The organism is Streptomyces sp. Tek67B01 (genome assembly GCF_055231995.1).
The window spans coordinates 4,472,074-4,492,118 of record NZ_JBUYUY010000001.1 but is presented as its reverse complement, the minus strand read 5'-3'; the positions used below and the strand labels follow the sequence as shown (position 1 = coordinate 4,492,118).

Genomic DNA, 20,045 nt, shown 5'->3' with positions numbered 1-20,045 from the left:
GGGTGTGCCGACCTGGCGCCGACCGGGCCTCGACCGGGCGCGCGGAACAACCGGTGTCAGAACAGCTTGCCGGGGTTCAGCAGGCCCAGCGGGTCGAAGGCGCGCTTCACGTTGCGCTGCACCTCCAGCCCCACGGGTCCCAGCTCGCGGGCGAGCCAGTCCTTCTTCAGGACGCCGACGCCGTGCTCGCCGGTGATGGTGCCGCCCAGGGACAGTCCGAGCGCCATGATCGCCTCGAAGGACGCGCGGGCCCGGCGCGCCTCGTCCTCGTCGGCCGGGTCGAAGCAGACCACCGGGTGGGTGTTGCCGTCGCCCGCGTGCGCGCAGACCCCGATGAGCAGATCGTGCGTACGGGCGATCTCGGTGGTCCCGTCCAGCATCTCGGCGAGCCGCGAGCGCGGGACGCACACGTCGTCGATCATCGTCGCGGGCCGCAGCGCCTCCAACGCGGTCAGCGACATCCGCCGGGCCTGGAGCAACAGTTCCGACTCCGCCTCGTCCTCGGCCGGCACGACGGCGGTGGCCCCGGCGGCCGTGCACAGTTCCGCGACGGCGGCGAGGTCGTCGGGCGCGTGCGGGGTGTCGAAGGCGGCGAGCAGCAGCGCCTCGGTGCTCTCCGGCAGGCCCATCTTCCCGAGGGCGTTGACCGCCCTGACGGTCGTACGGTCCATGAGTTCCAACAGCGAGGGCGTCAGACCGGCCTCCATGACGGCGCAGACGGCCGCGCAGGCGGCCGAGGCCGAGGGGAACTCGGCGGCGAGCGCGAGCTGCCGGGGCGGCGCGGGACGCAGTCCGAGCACGGCCCGGACGACGACGCCTAGGCTGCCCTCGGAGCCGACGAACAGGCGGGTGATGTCGTACCCGGCGACGCCCTTGGCGGTGCGTCGGCCGGTGCGCAGGAGCCGCCCGTCGGCGAGGACGACGTCGAGGCCGAGGACGTACTCGGCGGTGACGCCGTACTTGACGCAGCACAGGCCGCCGGACGCGGTGCCGATGTTGCCGCCGATGGTGCACTGCTCCCAGCTGGAGGGGTCGGGCGGGTAGTAGAGGCCCTGTGCGGCGACGGCGCGGGAGAGGACGGCGTTGACCACGCCCGGCTCGACGACGGCGATCCGGTCGACGGCGGAGATCTCCAGGATGCGGTCCATCTTCACCAGGGAGAGCACGATGGAGCCGTCAGAGGCGTTGGCGGCGCCCGACAGGCCCGTACGGGCGCCCTGGGGAACCACGGGGACGCGCAGGGCGGTCGCGGTGCGCAGCACGTGCTGTACCTGCTCCACGGTCCGGGGCAGGACGACGGCGGCCGGTGTGCCGGCGGCGCAGAAGCTCGCCATGTCGGTGGCGTAGGAGGCGGTCACCTGGGGGTCGGACAGGACCGCTGCCGCGGGCAGCCCGTCGAGGAGCGCTTCGAGGAGGGCCTCGCGGGACGCTTCGCGGCGTGCCTCGTGGGGTTCCTGCCGGGGTCCCTCCTGGGGCGCCGCGTCGTGGGGGTTCGCGCGGGTGGTGTCGTGGAGGTTCGCGCGGGGTGAGGTGGAGAGGTCATCATCCATGGGTTCAGCGTGGCACCTGGGGCCATAGGTGTGAACACGGACGCGACCCTCTTCGGACACCCCGGCGCACTCTTCATATTGACGCACAGTGAACGCATGGACCGTATCGACTACGCATCGGAGCAGGCCGAGCCGGCCGTGACGTTCACCGGCCGCAAGACGCTCGTGGCGGCCGCGGTCGCGGTGGTCCTGATCGTCGGGGCCCTGGTGATCAGGCCCGCCCGCACCGGGGACGACGCGCGCCCGCCCGGGCCGAGCCAACGGGCGGCATCGGCGATGGGCCTGGGCGCCCCGGCGGCGGCCGTGGACCTGACGGCGCTGGTCACGGACCGGGAGAAGTGGCTCGCGAAGCACCCCGACGACGAGGCCTCGTGGGCGGTGCTCGGATCGGCCTACTTGGAGCAGGCGCGGCGCACGGCCGCCGCGGACTGGTTCCCGAAGGCGGAGGGCGCCCTGAAACGGTCTCTGGAGCTGCGGCCCCCCGAGAAGGGCAACTTCGACGCGATGACGGGCATGGGCGCGTTGGCCAACGCCCGGCGCGACTTCGGGACCGCGAAGAAGTGGGGCGAGTTGGTACGGGCGCAGGCGCCGCGGCGCTGGACGGCGTACCCGGTGCTCGTGGACGCGTACTCCGGGCTCGGCGACTACAAGGCCGCGCAGAAGGCGCTGGAGCGGCTGGACGAGCTGCACTCGGGGCTGGCGGCGTACGTCAAGGCCTCCCAGGTGTACCGGGACCGCGGCTGGCGCGAGGACGCGGTGATGGCGATGGAACACGCGGCCGGCGCGGCGAAGGCCCCGGCGGAGAAGGCGTACACGCTGTTCCGGCTCGGCGAGCTGTCCTGGGAGCGGGGCGACCCGGAGGAGGCGCTGAGCCAGTACGAGGCGGCCCTGCGGACGGACCCGGCGCAGGCGGAGGCCCTGGGCGGCCGGGCCCGGGCCCTGGCCTCGCTGGGGCGGGGCGGTGAGGCGGTCCGGGACTACCGGATGGCGCTGGGGCGGGCGGCGGTACCGCGCCTGCAACTGGAGCTGGGCGAGCTGCTGGAGTCGATGGGGCGGGCGGAGGAGGCACGGGTGCCGTACGAGGCGCTCGGGGCGCTGGCGGCGGTGGAGGCGGCGCAGCCGGTGGACGAGAACGTGGTGCTCGGGCTCTACGAGGCCGACCACCGCGATCCGGAGGCGGCGGTGCGTCGGCTGACGCAGGAATGGGGGCGGCACAAGGGCATGGAGGTCGCCGACGCGCTGGGGTGGGCGCTGCACCGTACGGGCGACGACGCGATGGCGCTGGAGTACGCGAAGAAGGCGACCGAACCCGGGCTGCGCAGCGCCGAGTTCTCCTACCACCGGGCGATGATCGAGCGCGGCCTGGGCGACGAGGCGGGGGCGCGGCGGCACTTGCAGGAGGCCCTGCGGACGAACCCGGGCTTCTCACCGCTGCGGGGGCCGCTGGCGAAGGAGACCCTCGCCGCCCTGGCCCAGCCCCCGCCGGGCGGCCCGGAGAACATGCAGCCGACCACCCCCTGGGTCGCCCCGGACCTCCCGAAGGCCGCCCCCAAGCCGAAGCCCTCGCAATCCGGCGCCGCCAAAGCCGGCCCGACGACGGGCACCTGAGGCGCCCCTCCCGACCCGAACCGCCCTCCCGCCCCGGCCCCGCGCGCCACGGCCCGGCCCTGCCCGGGTCACGCCGCGGCCCCGCCGCCCCCCTGAGGGGCCGGCGGGGCCGCGGCGACGGTCGCCCTACAGGTTGCCGCGCTTCTCCTGCTCCCGCTCGATCGCCTCGAACAGCGCCTTGAAGTTGCCCTTGCCGAACCCCATCGACCCGTGCCGCTCGATGATCTCGAAGAACACGGTCGGCCGGTCCTGCACCGGCTTGGTGAAGATCTGCAGCAGGTATCCGTCCTCGTCGCGGTCGACGAGGATCTTGAGCTCGCGCAGCGTCTCCACGGGAACCCGCGTCTCGCCGGCCCACTCGCCCAGCGTGTCGTAGTACGAGTCCGGGGTGTCCAGGAACTGCACGCCCGCCGCCCGCATGGACCGCACCGTCGCCACGATGTCGTTGGAGGCCAGCGCGATGTGCTGGACGCCCGCACCGCCGTAGAACTCCAGGTACTCGTCGATCTGCGACTTCTTCTTCGCGATCGCCGGCTCGTTGATCGGGAACTTCACCTTGAGGGTGCCGTCCGCGACCACCTTGGACATCAGCGCCGAGTACTCGGTCGCGATGTCGTCGCCCACGAACTCCTTCATGTTCGTGAAGCCCATGACCTTGTTGTAGAACGCCACCCACTCGTTCATCCGGCCGAGCTCGACGTTGCCCACGCAGTGGTCGATCGCCTGGAAGGTGCGCTTGGCCGGCGGCTCGACCATCGGGTCGACGGCGACGTAGCCCGGCAGGTAGGGCCCGGAGTACTCCTTGCGCTCCACCAGCGTGTGGCGGGTCTGGCCGTAGGTCGCGATCGCCGCGAGCACGACCGTGCCGTGCTCGTCCTTGACCTCGTACGGCTCGTCCAGCCCGCGCGCGCCGTGCTCGACGGCGTAGGCGTACGCCGCCCGGGCGTCCGGGACCTCGATCGCGAGGTCGATCACGCCGTCGCCGTGCTCGGCGACGTGTTCGGCGAGGAACCGGCCGTGGTCCGTGGCCGCCTTGATGACGGAGGTCAGGACGAAGCGGGCGGAGCCGTTGGTCAGGACGTAGCTGGCCGTCTCGCGGACGCCGTTCTCCGGTCCGGAGTAGGCGACGAGCTTCATGCCGAACGCGGTGGAGTAGTAGTGCGCGGCCTGCTTGGCATTGCCGACGGCGAAGACGACCGCGTCCATGCCCTTCACCGGGAAGGGGTCCGCCTCACGCGCGGTGGCCGGGGTGGTTTCGAGGTTCGCCAGAGACTCAGTCATGAGCGCAGAGTCCCGCCGATCCACAAGCTGCGCAATAGTTTCGATTTCCGCTGTACACAATGCCCAGCACCGCCGGAGACTGACTGAGAGATCTGTGCAGTATGACCACCCCCCGCGCGGTCCGGAGGAAGCCATGGGAATCGACGAACTGGACGGGCGTCTGATCGTGCTGCTGGCGCGCGAGCCCCGGATCGGGGTTTTGGAGGCGTCCCGGCGGCTCGGCGTGGCGCGCGGCACGGCGCAGGCGCGCCTGGACCGGCTCCAGTCGAAGGGGGTCATCCGCGGTTTCGGTCCACAGGTCGATCCGGCGGCGCTCGGCTATCCGGTGACCGCGTTCGCCACGCTGGAGATCAAACAGGGGCAAGGGGCCGACGTACGGACCCACTTGGACGGGGTGCCGGAGGTGCTGGAACTCCACACGACGACCGGCCAGGGGGACATGCTGTGCCGGCTGGTGGCCCGCTCCAACGCGGACCTCCAGCGGGTGATCGACCGGGTGGTCGGCTTCGAGGGGATCGTGCGGGCCTCCACGGCGATCGTGATGGAGAACCCGGTGCCCCTGCGGATCATCCCGCTGGTCGAACAGGCGGCGGCGGACGACTGATTGAGCCCGTAGGGCGAGTTGCAAAGAAACCCTTGCATAGAAGTCTTTGCAACTCTACGGTTGGTCCGTGCCCGAGACGCCGGAAGTCCCAGAGCCCCAGGTCCGCACCCTCGACGCCCGCTCACTGCGCGGCATCGCCCACCCGCTGCGCATGCGCATGCTGGCCGCCCTGCGCCACGACGGGCCGGCCACCGCCTCCCGGCTCGCCGAACGGCTCGGCGAGTCCAGCGGGTCCACCAGCTACCACCTGCGTCAGCTCGCCGCCTACGGGTTCGTCGAGGACGCACCCGAGCACGGCAAGGGCCGCGAGCGGTGGTGGAAGGCATCCCACGACGGCATGCGGTTCGACGAATCGCTGCTCTACGACGACGACCCGGCCACCCGCGGCGCGGCGGACTTCTTCCTGCACGAGGTCGCGACGATCCACGCGCAGGAGGTGAACACCTGGCTCGGCAACGCCCACACCTGGTCGGCCGCGTGGCGACACGGCTCCGACCTCAGCGACTTCACGCTGCACCTGACTGCCGAGGAGAGCCTCGACCTGATCCACAAGATGCACGACCTGGTCAACAGCTTCCGCGACCTGCCGCCCGCCGAAGGCCGACTGCCGGTCCGCGTCCACACCCACGCGTTCCCCCGCCAGGACGCCCGCGTCCGGCGCACGTCATGAGCAAACGCCCCTTCGCCGCGGTCCTGACCGCCAACACCATCTCCATAGCGGGCAGTTCCCTCACCCTCATCGGCGTGCCCTGGTTCGTGCTCCAGACCACCGGAAGCGCCGGCCGGGCCGGGGTCGTCGCCTTCTGCGCCACCCTGCCCGTGGTCGTGGCGGCCCTCGTCGGCGGCCCCGTCATCGACCGGATCGGGCGCCGCCGGGTGTCCGCCGCCTCCGACCTGATCTGCGCGCTGTCCGTCGGCGCCATCCCGCTGCTGCACTACGCGGGGCTGCTGGAGTTCTGGATGCTGTGCGCCCTGATGGCGCTCGGCGGCCTCGTGCACACCCCGGGCCTGACCGCCCGCGGCGTGCTGCTCCCCGACCTCGCCGAGCACGCCGGTACCCCCCTCGCCCGCGCGGCTGGTTTCTACGACGCCGTCTCGCGCGGGGCCCGCATGATCGGGGCCGCCCTGGCCGGGCTGCTGATCGCCGCGTTCGGGACCGAGTCGATCCTGCTCGTGGACGCCGCCACCTTCGCCGCGTCGGCGCTGCTGGTCACCGCCTTCCTGCGGGGCGTACCGGCGGCCGAACCGCAGCGGGCCGCCGGGAAGATCTCGCTCGCCGGCTACCGGGCCGAACTCGCGGAAGGCTGGGGCTTCGTGATCCGGTCGCGGCTGCTGCTGGGCATCACCTTGATGGTGATGACGACCAACGGCCTGGACCAGGGCTGGTCCTCCGTCCTGCTGCCCGTGCACGGCCGCGAAGCCCTCGGCGGACCCGCCGCCATCGGCCTGATGGTCTCCCTCTTCGGCGGCTCCGCGCTGCTCGGCGCGCTGCTCTACGGGATGTGGGGAGAGCGGCTGAGCCGCCGGACGGTGTTCGCTGTGGCGTTCCTGCTGTGCGGGGCGCCCCGGTACGTGGTGGCCGCCGTCACCGGCACCCCGTTACCGCTGGCGGTGACCCTGGCGCTGTCGGGGCTGGGCGCGGGCGTGCTCAACCCGATCCTGTCGACGGTGGTCTACGAGCAGGTGCCGGACGCGCTGCGCAGCCGGGTCGCCGGAGTGACCACGGCGGGATGCGAGTTGACGATGCCGCTGGGCGGTCTCGCGGCGGGCATGCTGGTCGACGGCTTCGGCGCCACCCCGGCGCTCCTCGCCTTCGGCGGCGTCTACCTGCTGGCGACGCTGAGCCCTCTGGTGTTCCCGGCCTGGCGCGGCATGGACCGTCCGGCGGTGCCGGGAGGTCCTGTGCCGCCGGGAGGTCCTGTGCTGCCGGAAGGTCCCGCGGTGTCGGGAGGTCCGGCGGTGTCGGGAGGTCCGGCGGTGTCGGGAGGTCCGGCGGTGTCGGGAGGTCCGGCGGTACCGCAGGGTCCCGTACCGCAGGGTCCCGCGGTGCCGGGAAGTCGGGAGGGCGCGCGGGCGCCGGCCGGTGCGCCCGTGCCTGCGGGCCCGCCCGTGTCGGCCGGTCCGCCCGCGCCGGTCAGCAGGACGGAACCTGCTCCCCCCGGTTGAGCGCGCGAAGGGCGTCCACCGCGCCCGTCAGCGAGGTGACGGGGATCAACCGGAGTCCCTCGGGGAGTTCGGAGCGGGCGTCGGAGCACTCCGCCTTCGGGACGAGGAACACGCTCGCCCCGTCGCGCCTGGCGGCCTGCGTCTTGAGGGCGACCCCGCCGACCGCGCCGACCTCGCCCGCGGCGTTGATGGTTCCCGTACCGGCGATGACGCGGCCTCCGGTGAGGTCGCCGCCGCTGCCGTCACCGTCGAGCTTGTCGACGATGCCGAGGGAGAACAGCAGGCCGGCGCTGGGACCGCCGACGTCGGCGAGGTGGAGCTCGGCCTTCACCGTCTTGGGGTCCTTGTGCAGGAAACCGAGGGCTGCCTCGGAGGCGCTCGACTGGGACGTGGCCATTTCCTCCAGGTTGTGCTGCTCGATCTCCTTGTCGCTTCCGCCCGACGGGTAGACGGACTCCCGGGGCATGACGGCCCGCGTGTGGTCGAACCAGCGGGAGACGAGTTCGGGCAGCCGCACCGTCGAGGAGGGGCCGGTGGCCTGGATGGTGGTCATCCGCAGCTGGCCCTTGGTCTCTCGGGTGGGGGCGCCCGTGACGACGACGACGGGCTTGCCGTCGCGGGCGCCGAGCACGTCGGCGGTGAGCCCCGGCTGGGCGATCACGAAGGGCAGCGGCGCGAAGGCCGCCGCGACGAACAGCCCGAGGACGGGCAGGGCGCAGATGCCCAGGGCGGCGGGACGCGGCAGACGTGTGAGGCGAGAGAGCACCCGGTCAATCTATCGGGCGCGTGCGGAACGCCATCGTGCGCACGCCAGGCGCCGCGCCCCGGCGGGCCCGCCGCCGCATGAGGCGTCGGCGCGAGCCCGTGGCCATCGGCGCGAGCCCGTAGGCGACGGCTCATCGGCGCCGACTCATCCGCGCGGATCGTTGACGCCGGGAGCGTCGGCGCGGGGGGCTCGGCGCCGGGATCGTCGGCTTGGGGGTGCTCAGCGCAGGGCGTCGGCGATCTCGCGGGCCGCGTCGACCACGCGCGGTCCCACCCGCTCGGGCACGGCGTCGGCCAGCATGACGACGCCGACGCTGCCCTCCAGCCCTGTGATACCGACGAGGGGCGCCGCGGCGCCGCTGGCGCCCGCTTCGAGCTCCCCGTGGGTCAAGGTGTACCCGGGTTCGGTCAGCGCGCCCTGACGGGCGGCCAGGATGGCCCGGCCGGCGGCCCCGCGGTCCAGCGGGTGGCGGAAGCCGGCCCGGTAGGCCACGTGGTAGTCGGTCCAGGTCGGCTCCACGACGGCCACCGCGAGTGCCTCGGTGCCGTCGACGAGGGTCAGGTGCGCGGTGGCCCCGATGTCCTCGGCGAGGGAGCGCAGCGCGGGCAGGGCCGCCTCACGGACGAGCGGGTGGACCTGACGTCCCAGCCGGAGCACGCCGAGCCCGACCCTGGCCCGGCCGCCGAGGTCGCGGCGGACCAGGGCGTGCTGTTCGAGCGTGGCGAGCAGGCGGTAGACGACGGTGCGGTTGACACCGAGGCGGTTGGAGAGCTCGGTGACGGTCAGACCGTGGTCGGTGTCCGCGAGCAGCTTGAGAACCCTGAGCCCTCGGTCGAGGGTCTGGGAGGTTTCCGCAGTCACGACGCCTCTCCCTCTTTCACTGGGCGGCGGTGACTCTCGCGGGGTGGAGCGCTGCCGGTCCCTCGGCGACGCACGGAGAGGCCGCCGGTTGCGGCCATGGCATGGCTCCGGCTGCGCTCCCGCGGCGGCGCTGCCACGGGGCGTTCGATGCGGGGACAGTAGCGAGCAGGTCCGCTTAGCGGAAGACCTCGTCCACAATCCGGGCGCCTAGCGCCGGTTTGTTCCGTTTTTTTCCGGCCCGTGTGTCAATTCGTGATGTTCTTGCGTCCGAATTTCTTTCGAGTGACAACCACGGCCCCGCCCTCGCGCGCCGAGCGGATCGGAGCGGCGTCAAGCGACGGACTATGGGACGAACGCCCCCATTTCGAATCCGACGTCGACTGCCGGTACTCCGGAGTCGGCTGCCGGTACTTCGAAGTCGACTCCCGGCCGAGGACCGATCACATGCGGATCGGTCCTCGTTCCCGCGCGGCGCCCCGGTGACGACCCGTGGTCACCGCATCCGGGTGGCCCACTCCTGGACCTTCTTGATGCGCTCCCGCAACTGCCCCGCCGTCGCCTCCGCGCTCGGCGGCCCGCCGCACACCCGGCGCAGCTCCGTGTGGATCACCCCGTGCGGCTTGCCGCTCTGGTGGACGTACGCGCCGACCATCGTGTTCAGCGACTTGCGGAGCTCCAACAGCTCCTTGTGCGAAACCACAGGACGCCGGTCGGCGGGGAGCTCCAGCAGGTCCGCCTCGCTGTCCGGCTTCCGCCGGCTGTGCGCGATCTGCCGTGACTGCCGCTTCTGGAGCAGCATCTGCACCTGGTCGGGCTCCAGGAGTCCGGGGATGCCCAGGTAGTCCTGCTCCTCCTCGCTGCCGGGGTGCGCCTGCATACCGAATTCGGCGCCGTCGTAGAGCACCCGGTCGAAGACGGCGTCGGACTCCAGCGCCTCGAAGGACATCTGCTCGTCCTCGCCGGTGTCCTCGTCCTCCAGTTTGTTCGCCTCGTCCATTTCCTTCTCGGACTCGGCATAAGGGTCTTCCTCACCCTGTTTCTTCGGTTTGTCGAGAACGTGGTCCCGCTCGACTTCCATCTCATTGGCGAATCCGAGCAGGTACGGAATCGTCGGAAGGAACACGGAAGCGGTCTCGCCGCGCCTGCGCGAACGTACGAAACGGCCGACGGCCTGCGCGAAGAACAGCGGCGTCGAAATGGTGGTGGCGTAAACCCCCACGGCGAGGCGCGGTACGTCGACGCCTTCCGACACCATCCGCACCGCGACCATCCAGCGGTCGTCCCCCGCGCTGAAGTCGTCGATGCGCTTCGAGGCCCCGGTGTCGTCGGACAGGACGACGGTCGCCTTGCTCCCGGTGATCTCCCGGATCAGCTTGGCGTAGGCACGCGCCGAGTCCTGGTCGGAGGCGATGACGAGGCCACCCGCGTCGGGGATGCCCTTCCTTACCTCCGTCAGCCGCTGGTCGGCGGCGCGCAGTACGTTCGGCATCCAGTCGCCGCGCGGGTCCAGCGCGGTGCGCCAGGCCTGCGAGATGGCGTCCTTGGTCATCGGCTCGCCGAGGCGGGCGGCGATCTCGTCGCCCGCCTTGGTGCGCCAGCGCATGTTGCCGCTGTAGGAGAGGAAGATGACGGGCCGCACGACGCCGTCGCCCAGCGCGCTCCCGTAGCCGTAGGTGTAGTCGGCCGACGACCGCCGGATGCCGTCGTTGCCCTCCTCGTACGTCACGAACGGGATCGGGTTGGTGTCGGACCGGAAGGGCGTACCGGTCAGCGCGAGCCGGCGTGTGGCCGGGTCGAACGCCTCCAGGCAGGCCTCGCCCCAGGACTTGGAGTCGCCCGCGTGGTGGATCTCGTCGAGGATCACCAGGGTCTTGCGCTGCTCGCACCGGTTGCGGTGCAGCATCGGGCGTACGCCGACGCCCGCGTAGGTGACGGCGACGCCGTGGTAGTCCTTGCTCAGCGGTCCGGCGGAGTACTCCGGATCGAGCCGGATGCCTATCCGGGCGGCGGCCTCGGCCCACTGCTTCTTGAGGTGCTCGGTCGGCGCGACGACGGTCACCTGCTGCACGACGTGGTGGTGCAGCAGCCAGGAGGCGAGCGTCAGCGCGAAGGTGGTCTTGCCCGCCCCGGGGGTCGCGACGGCGAGGAAGTCGCGCGGCTGCGTCTCCAGGTATCGGCCCATCGCACTCTCCTGCCAGGCACGCAGCTTGCCGGCGGTACCCCACGGCGCGCGGCCTGGGAAGGCGGGTGAGAGGTGGTGGGAGGCGGTAGTAGTCACGGTCTCCGGTTCGTCGCTCTCGGCAGTCGTACGTAGGACAACCGGGCCACCCTACCGGTGCGGGGCCACCCCTCGACGAGGGACAGGCCCGCGACCTCGGCGGGTGCGGCGAGCGTCACACGGGCTCGGTGCTCACCTGGCTTGGCCCGGGCCCGGCTTGGCCCGGGCCCGGCTTGGCGCGGGGCCCGGGGCCGGCTTGGCGCGGGGCCCGGGGCCGGGTGCGGGGCGAACCGGGGGCGGGGTCAGGCCGGGTCGAGGTCCGGCGGGGTCAGGCCTGGCCGGGACGGGGTCAGGACTTGGCCGGGACGGGGTCCAGCCGGGTCGCGACCCACGCGCCCAGCAGCGCCACGGCGGCCATCGGCAGGAACACGGCCACGAACGCGGTGGGGTGCGAGGCGCTCGCGCCCTCCGCGACGCCGTGCCCGGCGCCGACCGCTCCACCGCCGAGCGCCGCGAACGCCGCGCCGCCGGCCGCCAGCAGCACCACGTTCGCCAGCGCGTCCGAGATCTGCAGCGCCGCGGAGTTGGCCCCGGCCTCCTGCGGCGGGGACAACTTCATCAACAGCACACCCGTCGGTCCGATGACGAGGCCCATGCCGAAACAGCCGAGGCCCCAGGCCAGCGCCGGCGTCCACACCGGCACCCAAGGGACCAACACGGCCGGCGCCGTCGCGATGGCCACGGCCACCATCACCATCCCCGCCACCATCAGCCGCTGCCGGTACGGCTCCACACGCCCCTTGGACTGCACCCACGAGCCGACCGCCCACGTCAGGCCGCCGAGCGCCAGCGAGAACCCCGCCATGGTCGGGCTCAGACCCCGCTGGGTGACCAGCATCAGCGGCACGAAGCTCTCCGCCGCGATGAACGCCCCGGCCGCGACCCCGCGCAGCAGCACCACCGACGGCAGCCCCCGCCGCGCCCGGTACGTCCCGCGCGGCAACAGCCCCCGCACCGCCGGCACCAGCAGGGCCGCGCCCACGACGCCCGGCAGCAGCGACAGCCACCGCAGGTCCTGTGCCGCGTACTGGAGCAGCCCCGCGCCCGCAGAGATGCCGAGGGCCAGCCGGATACGGCGGCGGTCGAACGGCTCCGGGCCGTCCGCCGTCCCCACGGGGCCGCCCGCGGTCCGGCGGATCGCCGGCAGGGCCACGACCAGCGGTACGACGACCAGCACCGGGATCGCCAGGAACACCCAGCGCCACCCGAGCCGCTCGGTCACCGTCCCGGCGGCCAGCGGCCCCACGATCGACGGCACAACCCAGCTCGCGGCGAAGGCCGCCATGATGGCGGGCCTCAGCCGCTCCTCGTAGGCCCGGCTGACGACGACGTACAGGGCGACGATCACCAACCCTCCCCCGAGCCCCTGCACCGCCCGCCCGATCAGGAACACCCACATCACACCGGCGGTCCCCGACACCACCAGCCCGGCGGCGAAGGCCCCGATCCCGACGGCGAGCGGCCGCAACGGACCCTGGAGGTCGGCCCACTGGCCTGCGAGCACCATGCCGAAGAGACTGGTCGTGAAGTAGGCGGAGAAGGCGAAGGCGTAGAGCCCGATCCCGTCCAACTCGCGGGCCGCGACGGGCATCGCCGTGCCCACGGCGGTGGCCTCGAAGGCGATCAGGAATATGACGGAGACCATCCCGATGCTCAGCGTCCGGTACGGCGGTGCGAGGACCCCGCCCTGCGACGGGGGCGGAACGGACGCGTCGGCCGTCTGGGGGACACGGGGCTTCAGGACACTCATCGCCCCAGAGTAAGGCGCGTCCCCGGCTCTCGCCCCTGTCTTTCGGACCGACTCACCCTCCTCCCCCAGACCTACGCCCCCGGCCCCTTGTGAACGCCGCATGACAGTCCCATTGCACCCCGGCCCTCCCTCTTCCCCGCCTCCCCCGCCCCTCGTACGGTCGATCCATCACCACCACCCAGCCGTGTGCCCGAGTGGTTGAGGGACTCGCCTGCAAAGCGAGTTACGCCGGTTCGATTCCGGTCACGGCTTCGAGAACGGCCGCTCGGGGGAGGCTCCACAGCTCCCCTGAGCGGCCGCTGTCGTGTGGGGGCGTTACTGCGTAGGCCCTACCGCGTGGGCGCGGCCTTCTCCTTGATCACCAGCTGCTCAGGCAGGTTCCCACCGTTCTTGCACCCCAGCTCCTTGGCCATGGCCCGGGCGGCGGAGTGAACGATGGTGAGGTTCGCTTCGCGGAGCAAGCGGGGGTCGGCGGCGTTCGGCGGCCCGATGGTGCTCACATTCGCTGCAATCGGAACAGCCTTGTCCGGTCCCAGGAGCCGGTCGCTCGCGCAGTCGAAGAAGAGCCGAGCCTGCTTCGCGTCGGCGAAGGCATTGCGGCCCAAGTCGTACTCCCAGTAGTAACCCTTGCCGCTTTCGGACTGCTCACCCGTCCGCGTGAGTTCGTGCTCGATCTCGAACGACACCGAGAGATCACGAGCCTTCTTGCGGTCAACCGGACGGGCACTGCATACCTCCCCGCCCAGCGACGCACGGTTCTTCGCATAGCCACGCTCCAGCACGCCCGCTACCCAAGCCACGTCGCCGACGTCCTTGGGCGGTTTGAGCGGTGTGCCGGCGCCGGTCAACTGCTCCAGAGCGCGCACGGCATTCGGGTCGAGCAAACCCGGGGAACAGACCTCGGCGGCGAACACTTCACTTGGCCCGGAGTCCGGCTCCTCACCACCACTACACCCGGCAACAAGCAACCCCACGACAAGCAAGCTCGACAGTATGTGGCCTTTCGGGCGGCCCCTAATCATTCGCCTGCCTTCTTCGGCTTCACTGGGTCATTGCCCATGTGCTGCTCGTTGCCCCAGCCGTTGCCGTAGCCGACGATGAGCGCCTGTCGGAAATCCTCATCGAAGGTGTCGAATTCACCCACTGGGTGCCGCACCAAGAAGGCTTCGACCGGACCGGACGCCATCTGCTCGCCCTGCCGGTAGACGGTCGCTTTGGCGTCATGGGCCTCGCCGTCCTTGAGGTCCTTCTGCCGCTCGGCCTCGTCGTGAGACCAGTCACCAACAAGATCTCCAGCCACTTGCTCCAGCGCCCCTGTGCTCAGGTCCACTCCTAGTGGCACCAGGACAGCCGCCGCGCCTGCGGCGGCAGCCGTCGCCGGTAGAAAGGCGACCCCAGCGGCAATCGCCCCTGTCGCGGCGAACTCCACCCAGCCGGACCGCTTCTCCAAAGCCTTCTCGTAGTCGTCGTTCCACTTGTCGGCGTCCTGCTGAATCTGCTTCGCGCGGGATTCATCGAGGGTGCCCTGGAACTCGCCGCTTGTCCGAGCGATCTCCCTCAGACTGCTCTCGTTGATCTTGCCATCAGGCCCCACCTGGGCTTCCAGCATCGAGGCCGAGAAGACCGACTCCGCACGGGACATCGTGAGGTAGGAGTCGGGGTATTGCCCCAGACTGCTGAGGAACTTACGCGCAGCGACTTGATCGAACGCAGCATTCTTCTCGGCACCGGCGGCAAAAACGCTGTGCTCCTTGTTGTCCCGCAGCGCGTGGTTGAGGTCGTCGATGTACCCCGCACCCATGTGTCCGAGGCTGTCCGCGAGTGTCTCTTGGTTCTTGAGCAGCTCCGCGTCCCCGCCGTACTTGAGCACCACGTCCTGCATGATGCGCGAGCCCGCTTCGCTGCGGACGAGGTGGGGCGCCGGGTCGTCCCAGGCGTGGCCGAGGGTGGCGGCTTCCAGGGCGTGGCCCAAGGCGTCCGGCATGTACTTCTGGATCTTGGGGAAGTCGTCGGGGTTGAACCCCTCCATGTCGATGGTGGCGTCGTACTTCGCGTGGCCGAAGAAGTCGAGGTAGCTCTTGATCGGCTTCTTGTCCGCGCCCGTACCCAGGTCCGGGTGGCCGGACTTCTCCGTGCCGTCCCGGTCGTAGGCGTGCGGTTCGCGCTCCGGGTCGAAGAACTGGGACGCGGCGTCGGGGCTGTGGCCCAGCGCCTCCAGGAAGCTGACCACCGGGTCGTAGCCCGCGCCGTTGATGCCGGAGGGGTTGAGCATGTTCTTGCCGTAGCCGTTGAGCTGCCGCGACTGGTTGAAGAAGTCGGGATCCTTGGCGTGGATCTGGGTCGCGTGCTCCGCGATCGGCAGCAGGAACTTGGGATCGTAGTTCCCGTACCGCATGATGCCGCCGAGCAGCTGGTAGCCGAAGGGCGGGTTCTGCTCGTACTTCCCAAGCGGAATGCGCTCGGTGCCGAGCTTGCGCAACTCCAGCGCGAAGCTCGGCGGGAGGCTCGGGTCGGACGTGGAGCGGGTGGCGGTCGCGAGGTTCAGGCCCAGGTTCTGCTGGAGCTGCTGGACGTCCTTGAGGCGCTGCGGGTCCTGCTTCGCGTAGTCGTAGGTGTCCGTGGACATCTGCCCGTAGAACTCCAGCGTGCCCTTGGGGCCGAGCGCCCCGTAGAACGCGGTGGAGAATTCTGCCTTCTTCGCGTTGTCCGCCAGCAGCTCGTTCAGTTCCGCCAGCTCGGCGTGGGAGAGGGCACGGCCCTTGTGTGCCAGGTCGACGGCGTGGCCGGCCTGTTCGGCGGTGAGGTCGGCGTACTTGGGGCCGCTGAAGTTGTGGTCCTCGGCGACGTTGGCGTTGAGCAGACGGGCCAGTGACTGGTCGACGTCGTCGCAGGTGTCGATGACCTCGTCGATCCTCGCCTGCCAGAGCGGCAGGTTCTCACGGATGGACTGTTGGTAGTCGGGGTCGTGCAGCGCGGCACCGCGCTCGGCTTCGGGAAGCGGTCCCGGTGTGACCTTCCCCCTGCCGTCCACCCGGAAGCCGGCGGCGGGGGCCTCTTCGTCGGCGATCTTCTTCAGACGCTCGCGGGAGGACTTGAAGGTGGCGTGCCCTTCGACCAGGGCCTGGTGAATGCCCTTGGCCTCCTTGGCTGCGTCCTCGAACTCCTTGGCCGTCTTGTCGACGAACGACCGCCCCACACTGGCGGTGACCCCGCGCCACTCGGCCTTGTCGGCTTTCGCCTTCATGCCGTTACGGGCCGCCTCGGCGAGTTCGTCCAGCTTGCTGACCATCGCCGCCCAGTCGCTTATCGCGGTCGCGAGCTGGTCGATGGGGGCGTTCAGGACGTTCTCGTACGACAACACGGGTCTACGCCGCCTTCCAGCGTGCCAGGGCCACTACGTCAGTACTCGTCTACTTGAGGTACTCGTCGATCTTGGAGCTGGTGAACTCGGCGTAGAGCTGCTTCTCGTCCTTGTTGTGCGAGGAAAGGGAGTAGTTCAGGCCGTTGGAGATGGTGGCGCAGGCTGCGACGAGGGTCTTCACCTGGCTCTCCCAGCGGTGCGCCGCCTTGAGCAGGGCGCCCCCGGTGGCGAAACCCTCCTTGGACAGCGCCGCGGCGACCGCGGCGGTGGAGGTGTCGGCGTGCTTGCCGTCGGTGGAGAGCCGCGAGTGGAGTGTGAAGGCTTCGGTGCCGATGGCGCCGATGTGGTCCTGGTGGAGCTCCAAGTCCCCGCCACCGGCGCCGCCGGGTTCGGTGGGGACACGGTTGAGCCGCATGGACACGTTGGCCGCGGCCGTGGCACGCGCGGTGGCCCACTCTTCGTCGAAGGACATGCGGTGCTCTCCTTGGGTGGGTGGAGTGTCGGGGGCCCTCAGCGTCGTGAGCGCTGCTGGATGACGACTGCCGTGACGGCACCGCCGATGATCAGGCAGGCTCCGAGTCCAAGGGCGATCCAGGGCAGGGCGCTGCCGGTGTCGTCCTTCTTCGCCTGGGCTTGCGGGGCGGACTTGCCGGGCGCGGGTGAGGCCTTGCCGCCGGGCGCGGGGCTGGGAGACGCGGCCGCCGCGAGGTCGGGCAACGGGTACACGTCGGCCGGCCCGGGATCGCCAGGCGTGGGCACCGCGATGCGCGGACGAACGACGCCGTAGCCGACGTAGTCGTTGCGCTCGACGCCGTCCGTGGGCTTCCCGGCGGTGTTCAGGAGGACGCGGAGGATCTGATTATTGGTCCAGTCGGGGTGTGCGGACCAGAGCAGCGCGGCGGAGGCGGAGACGAGGGCGGTGGCGTCGCTGGTGCCGTGGCTGGTGCAGAGTCCGGTCTCACTGAGACAAGCCGTGACCAGGTCGATGCCAGGAGCAGACAGGTCGACATACGCGTTGTGTTCAGACTCCTTGGTCGCAATGCCGTTGGCGTCGACCGCCCCAACTCCCACTACGCCAGGTGTCGCGGCCGGGTACTCGACCTCATTCGTGGAATCGCCAGAATTGCCGACTGCTGCAAAGATCAACTTACCCTTGGACAGCGCATATTTCACTGCTTCCGCTCGCGCAGGATCATCCTTCTCAGCCCCCATAGAAATGTTGATGATCTTTGCATCAGAGTCAGCTGCAAAGCGGATAGCCTCCGTCCATACCGGACTAGTTGAGTTAAACTCGTGCGGGACACGGATTGGGAGAATTTTGGCGCCAGGAGCAAGGCCAAAAGCGCCATTATCTCCCTGACGCTTACCAGAGCCAGCGATCAGGGCAGCCATGGTAGTGCCGTGATTACCAAGCGGAGTGCGCTCATCCCCAGAATTTGAGGTGGCGAAGTTCTTTCCGGGAACGACTTGCCCTTCCAGCTCCGGGAGACTGCCAACTCCATTGTCGATGATTGCGACTGTCACGCCTTTGCCCGTGCTGACCTTCCAGATGTCGTTGGCCTTCATCGCGTCAAGGTGCCACTGTTGGTCTCGGACGGTTTCCGCGTGGGCCGGGGTCGCGGCGACCCCGGCCAGCAGCAGACCCACCAGGGCTGAGGTCGCCTTCCGCATGCGCATCCCGTGCAACGTCCGTTCTGCTCAGTCGATCACTGGCGGCACAACAGGACGATCCGCCTGCCAGGTCTCTTCGTCTTCGGCCAGGTAATCGGGGCGTTCGCCCCCACGGCCATCACGCCGCTTACCCGGGGCATGGCTCCCCGCGCCTCCGACCGGACCGGCTCCCGTCCCGTTGCGTACGAGGCCTGAACCGCCCTGCGTGAACGGCCTACCGCCCGCGGCCGACTGACCGCCGACTCCGGTCTGACGGCCCCCGACGACTCCGCCCGGCTCCATGGCCAGTCGACGGCCCGCGAACGAGCCAGGGCCGCCGTGGGGACCACCCACGCCACCCCCCAGGCCACCGCCCATCATTCCGCGTCCACCAGTCTGGGGCCCTTCCGCGCCGATGACCGTACCGCGCGGGATGCCCGCGCTAGGCCCGCGGGGAGTCACCGGGCGTCCGCCGACGATGCCGGTCTCGCGCGGGGGCAGTGCGGGCGTGGCACCGACCTTGCCAGGAGGCAGGGTGGGGCGCTGGAATGCGCCGCCGCCAACCGGGCGGGAGGAGGTGGTGGTTGCGGGAAGCGTCAGCCGAGGAACCACCGGTATGGGGCTGGGGCCACCACCGACCGGGGCAACCGGTCCAGTACCCGGAATACCCGAAGGAGTGGGCACCGTCTTGTCGGGCAAGGTCCCGACCGTGTTCAGGTCCACACCGACGTTGCGGTCCGGGAGAGGCGGTAGCGCCACTGAGGCTGTCCCGGCGGCAGGGGACGAGGACGAGCCAGCCTGCGCTGGGTCCCCTGCCATCGGTTGGTACCCGTTAGACGAGGTTCCAGGGCCGGAGGGCTGCACCGTAGTCCCGTCGCTCGCTCCTCCAGCTCCAAAGCCAGAACCACCGGCAGGTTGCGGCCTCGCAAGGTCCTCGCCACGGTCCATGGGGACAAAACTCGCCGGCGGCGGCGGAAACGTCGGGACCGGCGCCGCGCTCATGTTGCGCGACGACTCGTCGTACGACTCCGCCAGCTTCTTCAGCTGCTGCACCGCCTGCAGCCGGTCCGCCTCAAGCTTCTGCGCCGCCAGTGAGCCGATCTTCGCAGAGTCCGGGTCGTTGTGGAACTTGCGCGCGGCCGCCAGGTTCTCCTTGGCCGACATATCGACGCCCGGCGTGGTCGCGGCCTCGAACATGTGCTGCGTCGCGATCGTCATCCACTTCGAGGCGTCCTTGCTGTAGTCCGCCAGACGCAGCGTCGCGTTGGCCGCCGAGTTGACCCAGGTCTGGTAGGCCTGCGCCGTTTCGCCCTCCCAGCCCGACACCTTGTGGTTCTTGAGGTTCTCGCCGATCTCCTTGATCGCGATGGCGGCTTCCTCGAGCTGGATCGCCCGGGCGCGGACCACCTCCGGCTTGATCGAGGCGATCATCGCCATCAGCTGTTCGTGGCTGTAACCCTCGAAGTCCGTCGCCATCAGATGTGGCCCCCAGACGTGCTCGGAGCGGGGGCGGGAGTGCCGGACGGCTTACCTGCGCCCTGCGGCTGCTGCGGCTGTTCGTGCTTTGCCGACGGGTCGCGGGTCACGTCGTATTCCTTCTTCGCCCGCTGTGCGATCGCCAGCATCCGCTGCCGCGTCTCCTCGTCCACTTCCGCGAACCCCTTGCCACCCATGCGGATCGCGATCCCAAGACCCTCGATCTGGTCCGCCAGGCCCTTCGACAGGGCCGTCAGCTGCGTGTGCACCGTCCCGTACGCCTTGAACAGCGCATCCGCCTCCGCGAACCCCGTGCCCAGCGTTCCCGCGGGCAGCGTGCCGTCCTGAAGCTTGGCGGGGTCCGCCTGGGAGCCGCCGAGCTTCTTGAGCTGGGCGTCGACCAGCTTCTTGAAGCCGTTCAGCGTTTCGTACTCGACTTCCAGCGCCTTCGCCTGGCGCATGATCGCGTCTGCCAGGCCGTTGCTCGCGCCGACAATGCCTGCCAGTCCGCCGTTCTCCTCTGCCACGATGGCCTCCCCGACTCCCCGTCATCCCCGTTGCCCCGTAAACCCCTTCGGGAGCGGCGCCCGCATCGCGTTCCCGCCCCCGCTCCGATCACTCTAGCGACCGGCGCCGACAGCCCCAAGCGCCGGGTTGCACCTGCAAGCAGGGGTCGACCGGGCCCCAACCCCGG

The 20,045-nt window shown here is 70.5% G+C and carries 16 protein-coding genes and 1 tRNA gene; 5 read left to right on the top strand and 12 right to left on the bottom strand.

Annotated elements, in window-relative coordinates:
* Positions 1-56: 56 nt before the first annotated feature.
* On the bottom strand, positions 57-1,550 hold the full coding sequence (locus ACV7NM_RS20145; RefSeq protein ID WP_463411569.1) for an FAD-binding oxidoreductase: 1,494 nt from the start codon (positions 1,548-1,550) through the stop codon (positions 57-59).
* Between the two features lie 96 nt (positions 1,551-1,646).
* Here ACV7NM_RS20145 and ACV7NM_RS20140 point away from each other — a divergent pair, with 96 nt between their 5' ends.
* Complete coding sequence (locus ACV7NM_RS20140; protein ID WP_463411568.1) at positions 1,647-3,158, top strand: tetratricopeptide repeat protein; 1,512 nt, start codon at positions 1,647-1,649, stop codon at positions 3,156-3,158.
* Between the two features lie 126 nt (positions 3,159-3,284).
* Here ACV7NM_RS20140 and hppD read toward each other — a convergent pair whose 3' ends face one another.
* Entirely contained in the window at positions 3,285-4,439 is a 1,155-nt protein-coding gene (gene hppD / locus ACV7NM_RS20135) for a 4-hydroxyphenylpyruvate dioxygenase (protein ID WP_463411567.1), read from the bottom strand.
* Positions 4,440-4,572: 133 nt separating this feature from the next.
* Here hppD and ACV7NM_RS20130 point away from each other — a divergent pair, with 133 nt between their 5' ends.
* The 3 genes from ACV7NM_RS20130 to ACV7NM_RS20120 all read left to right on the top strand — a co-directional run bounded on the left by ACV7NM_RS20130 (position 4,573) and on the right by ACV7NM_RS20120 (position 7,209).
* Positions 4,573-5,043, top strand: a complete 471-nt coding sequence (locus ACV7NM_RS20130) for an Lrp/AsnC family transcriptional regulator (protein WP_463411566.1) — start codon at positions 4,573-4,575, stop codon at positions 5,041-5,043.
* Positions 5,044-5,110: 67 nt separating this feature from the next.
* Positions 5,111-5,713 (top strand): ArsR/SmtB family transcription factor, encoded by a 603-nt coding sequence (locus ACV7NM_RS20125; protein ID WP_463411565.1) that lies wholly within the window; start codon positions 5,111-5,113, stop codon positions 5,711-5,713.
* Positions 5,710-7,209 carry an MFS transporter gene (locus ACV7NM_RS20120; protein ID WP_463411564.1) on the top strand — a complete coding sequence of 500 codons (1,500 nt, stop codon included), beginning with the start codon at positions 5,710-5,712 and terminating at the stop codon, positions 7,207-7,209. The genes ACV7NM_RS20125 and ACV7NM_RS20120 overlap by 4 nt, the downstream gene beginning before the upstream one ends.
* Here ACV7NM_RS20120 and ACV7NM_RS20115 read toward each other — a convergent pair.
* The 4 genes from ACV7NM_RS20115 to ACV7NM_RS20100 form a co-directional block, all read right to left on the bottom strand.
* Positions 7,178-7,975 (bottom strand): YlbL family protein, encoded by a 798-nt coding sequence (locus ACV7NM_RS20115; RefSeq protein WP_463411563.1) that lies wholly within the window; start codon positions 7,973-7,975, stop codon positions 7,178-7,180. The two genes, ACV7NM_RS20120 and ACV7NM_RS20115, sit on opposite strands and share 32 nt — an antisense overlap.
* Positions 7,976-8,194: 219 nt before the next feature.
* Complete coding sequence (locus ACV7NM_RS20110; RefSeq protein WP_463411562.1) at positions 8,195-8,836, bottom strand: IclR family transcriptional regulator; 642 nt, start codon at positions 8,834-8,836, stop codon at positions 8,195-8,197.
* Positions 8,837-9,329: 493 nt separating this feature from the next.
* Positions 9,330-11,114 carry a DEAD/DEAH box helicase gene (locus ACV7NM_RS20105; protein ID WP_463411561.1) on the bottom strand — a complete coding sequence of 595 codons (1,785 nt, stop codon included), beginning with the start codon at positions 11,112-11,114 and terminating at the stop codon, positions 9,330-9,332.
* A 289-nt stretch (positions 11,115-11,403) separates the two neighbouring features.
* Positions 11,404-12,864 carry an MFS transporter gene (locus ACV7NM_RS20100; RefSeq protein WP_463411560.1) on the bottom strand — a complete coding sequence of 487 codons (1,461 nt, stop codon included), beginning with the start codon at positions 12,862-12,864 and terminating at the stop codon, positions 11,404-11,406.
* Positions 12,865-13,044: 180 nt separating this feature from the next.
* On the opposite strand from ACV7NM_RS20100, the gene ACV7NM_RS20095 reads away from it, so the two are divergent.
* A tRNA-Cys gene (locus ACV7NM_RS20095) sits at positions 13,045-13,116 on the top strand.
* Positions 13,117-13,193: 77 nt separating this feature from the next.
* On the opposite strand, the gene ACV7NM_RS20090 is transcribed toward ACV7NM_RS20095, so the two are convergent.
* Genes ACV7NM_RS20090 through ACV7NM_RS20065 form a run of 6 tightly spaced genes read right to left on the bottom strand, consistent with a single transcriptional unit; the run spans position 13,194 to position 19,878 of the window.
* Positions 13,194-13,847 carry a hypothetical protein gene (locus ACV7NM_RS20090; protein ID WP_463411559.1) on the bottom strand — a complete coding sequence of 218 codons (654 nt, stop codon included), beginning with the start codon at positions 13,845-13,847 and terminating at the stop codon, positions 13,194-13,196.
* Positions 13,848-13,882: 35 nt separating this feature from the next.
* Entirely contained in the window at positions 13,883-16,225 is a 2,343-nt protein-coding gene (locus tag ACV7NM_RS20085) for a hypothetical protein (RefSeq protein WP_463411558.1), read from the bottom strand.
* A 49-nt stretch (positions 16,226-16,274) separates the two neighbouring features.
* The gene (locus ACV7NM_RS20080) at positions 16,275-16,697 is read right to left on the bottom strand and encodes a hypothetical protein (protein ID WP_463411557.1); all 423 of its coding nucleotides are present in this window, start codon (positions 16,695-16,697) and stop codon (positions 16,275-16,277) included.
* A 38-nt stretch (positions 16,698-16,735) separates the two neighbouring features.
* Positions 16,736-17,902: a type VII secretion-associated serine protease mycosin gene (gene mycP, locus ACV7NM_RS20075; protein ID WP_463411556.1), complete on the bottom strand. Its 1,167-nt coding sequence runs from the start codon at positions 17,900-17,902 to the stop codon at positions 16,736-16,738.
* A 21-nt stretch (positions 17,903-17,923) separates the two neighbouring features.
* Positions 17,924-19,351, bottom strand: coding sequence for a hypothetical protein (locus ACV7NM_RS20070; protein WP_463411555.1), 1,428 nt, complete (start codon positions 19,349-19,351; stop codon positions 17,924-17,926).
* Positions 19,351-19,878 carry a DUF2563 family protein gene (locus ACV7NM_RS20065; RefSeq protein ID WP_463411554.1) on the bottom strand — a complete coding sequence of 176 codons (528 nt, stop codon included), beginning with the start codon at positions 19,876-19,878 and terminating at the stop codon, positions 19,351-19,353. The genes ACV7NM_RS20070 and ACV7NM_RS20065 overlap by 1 nt, the downstream gene beginning before the upstream one ends.
* Between the last annotated feature and the right edge of the window lie 167 nt (positions 19,879-20,045).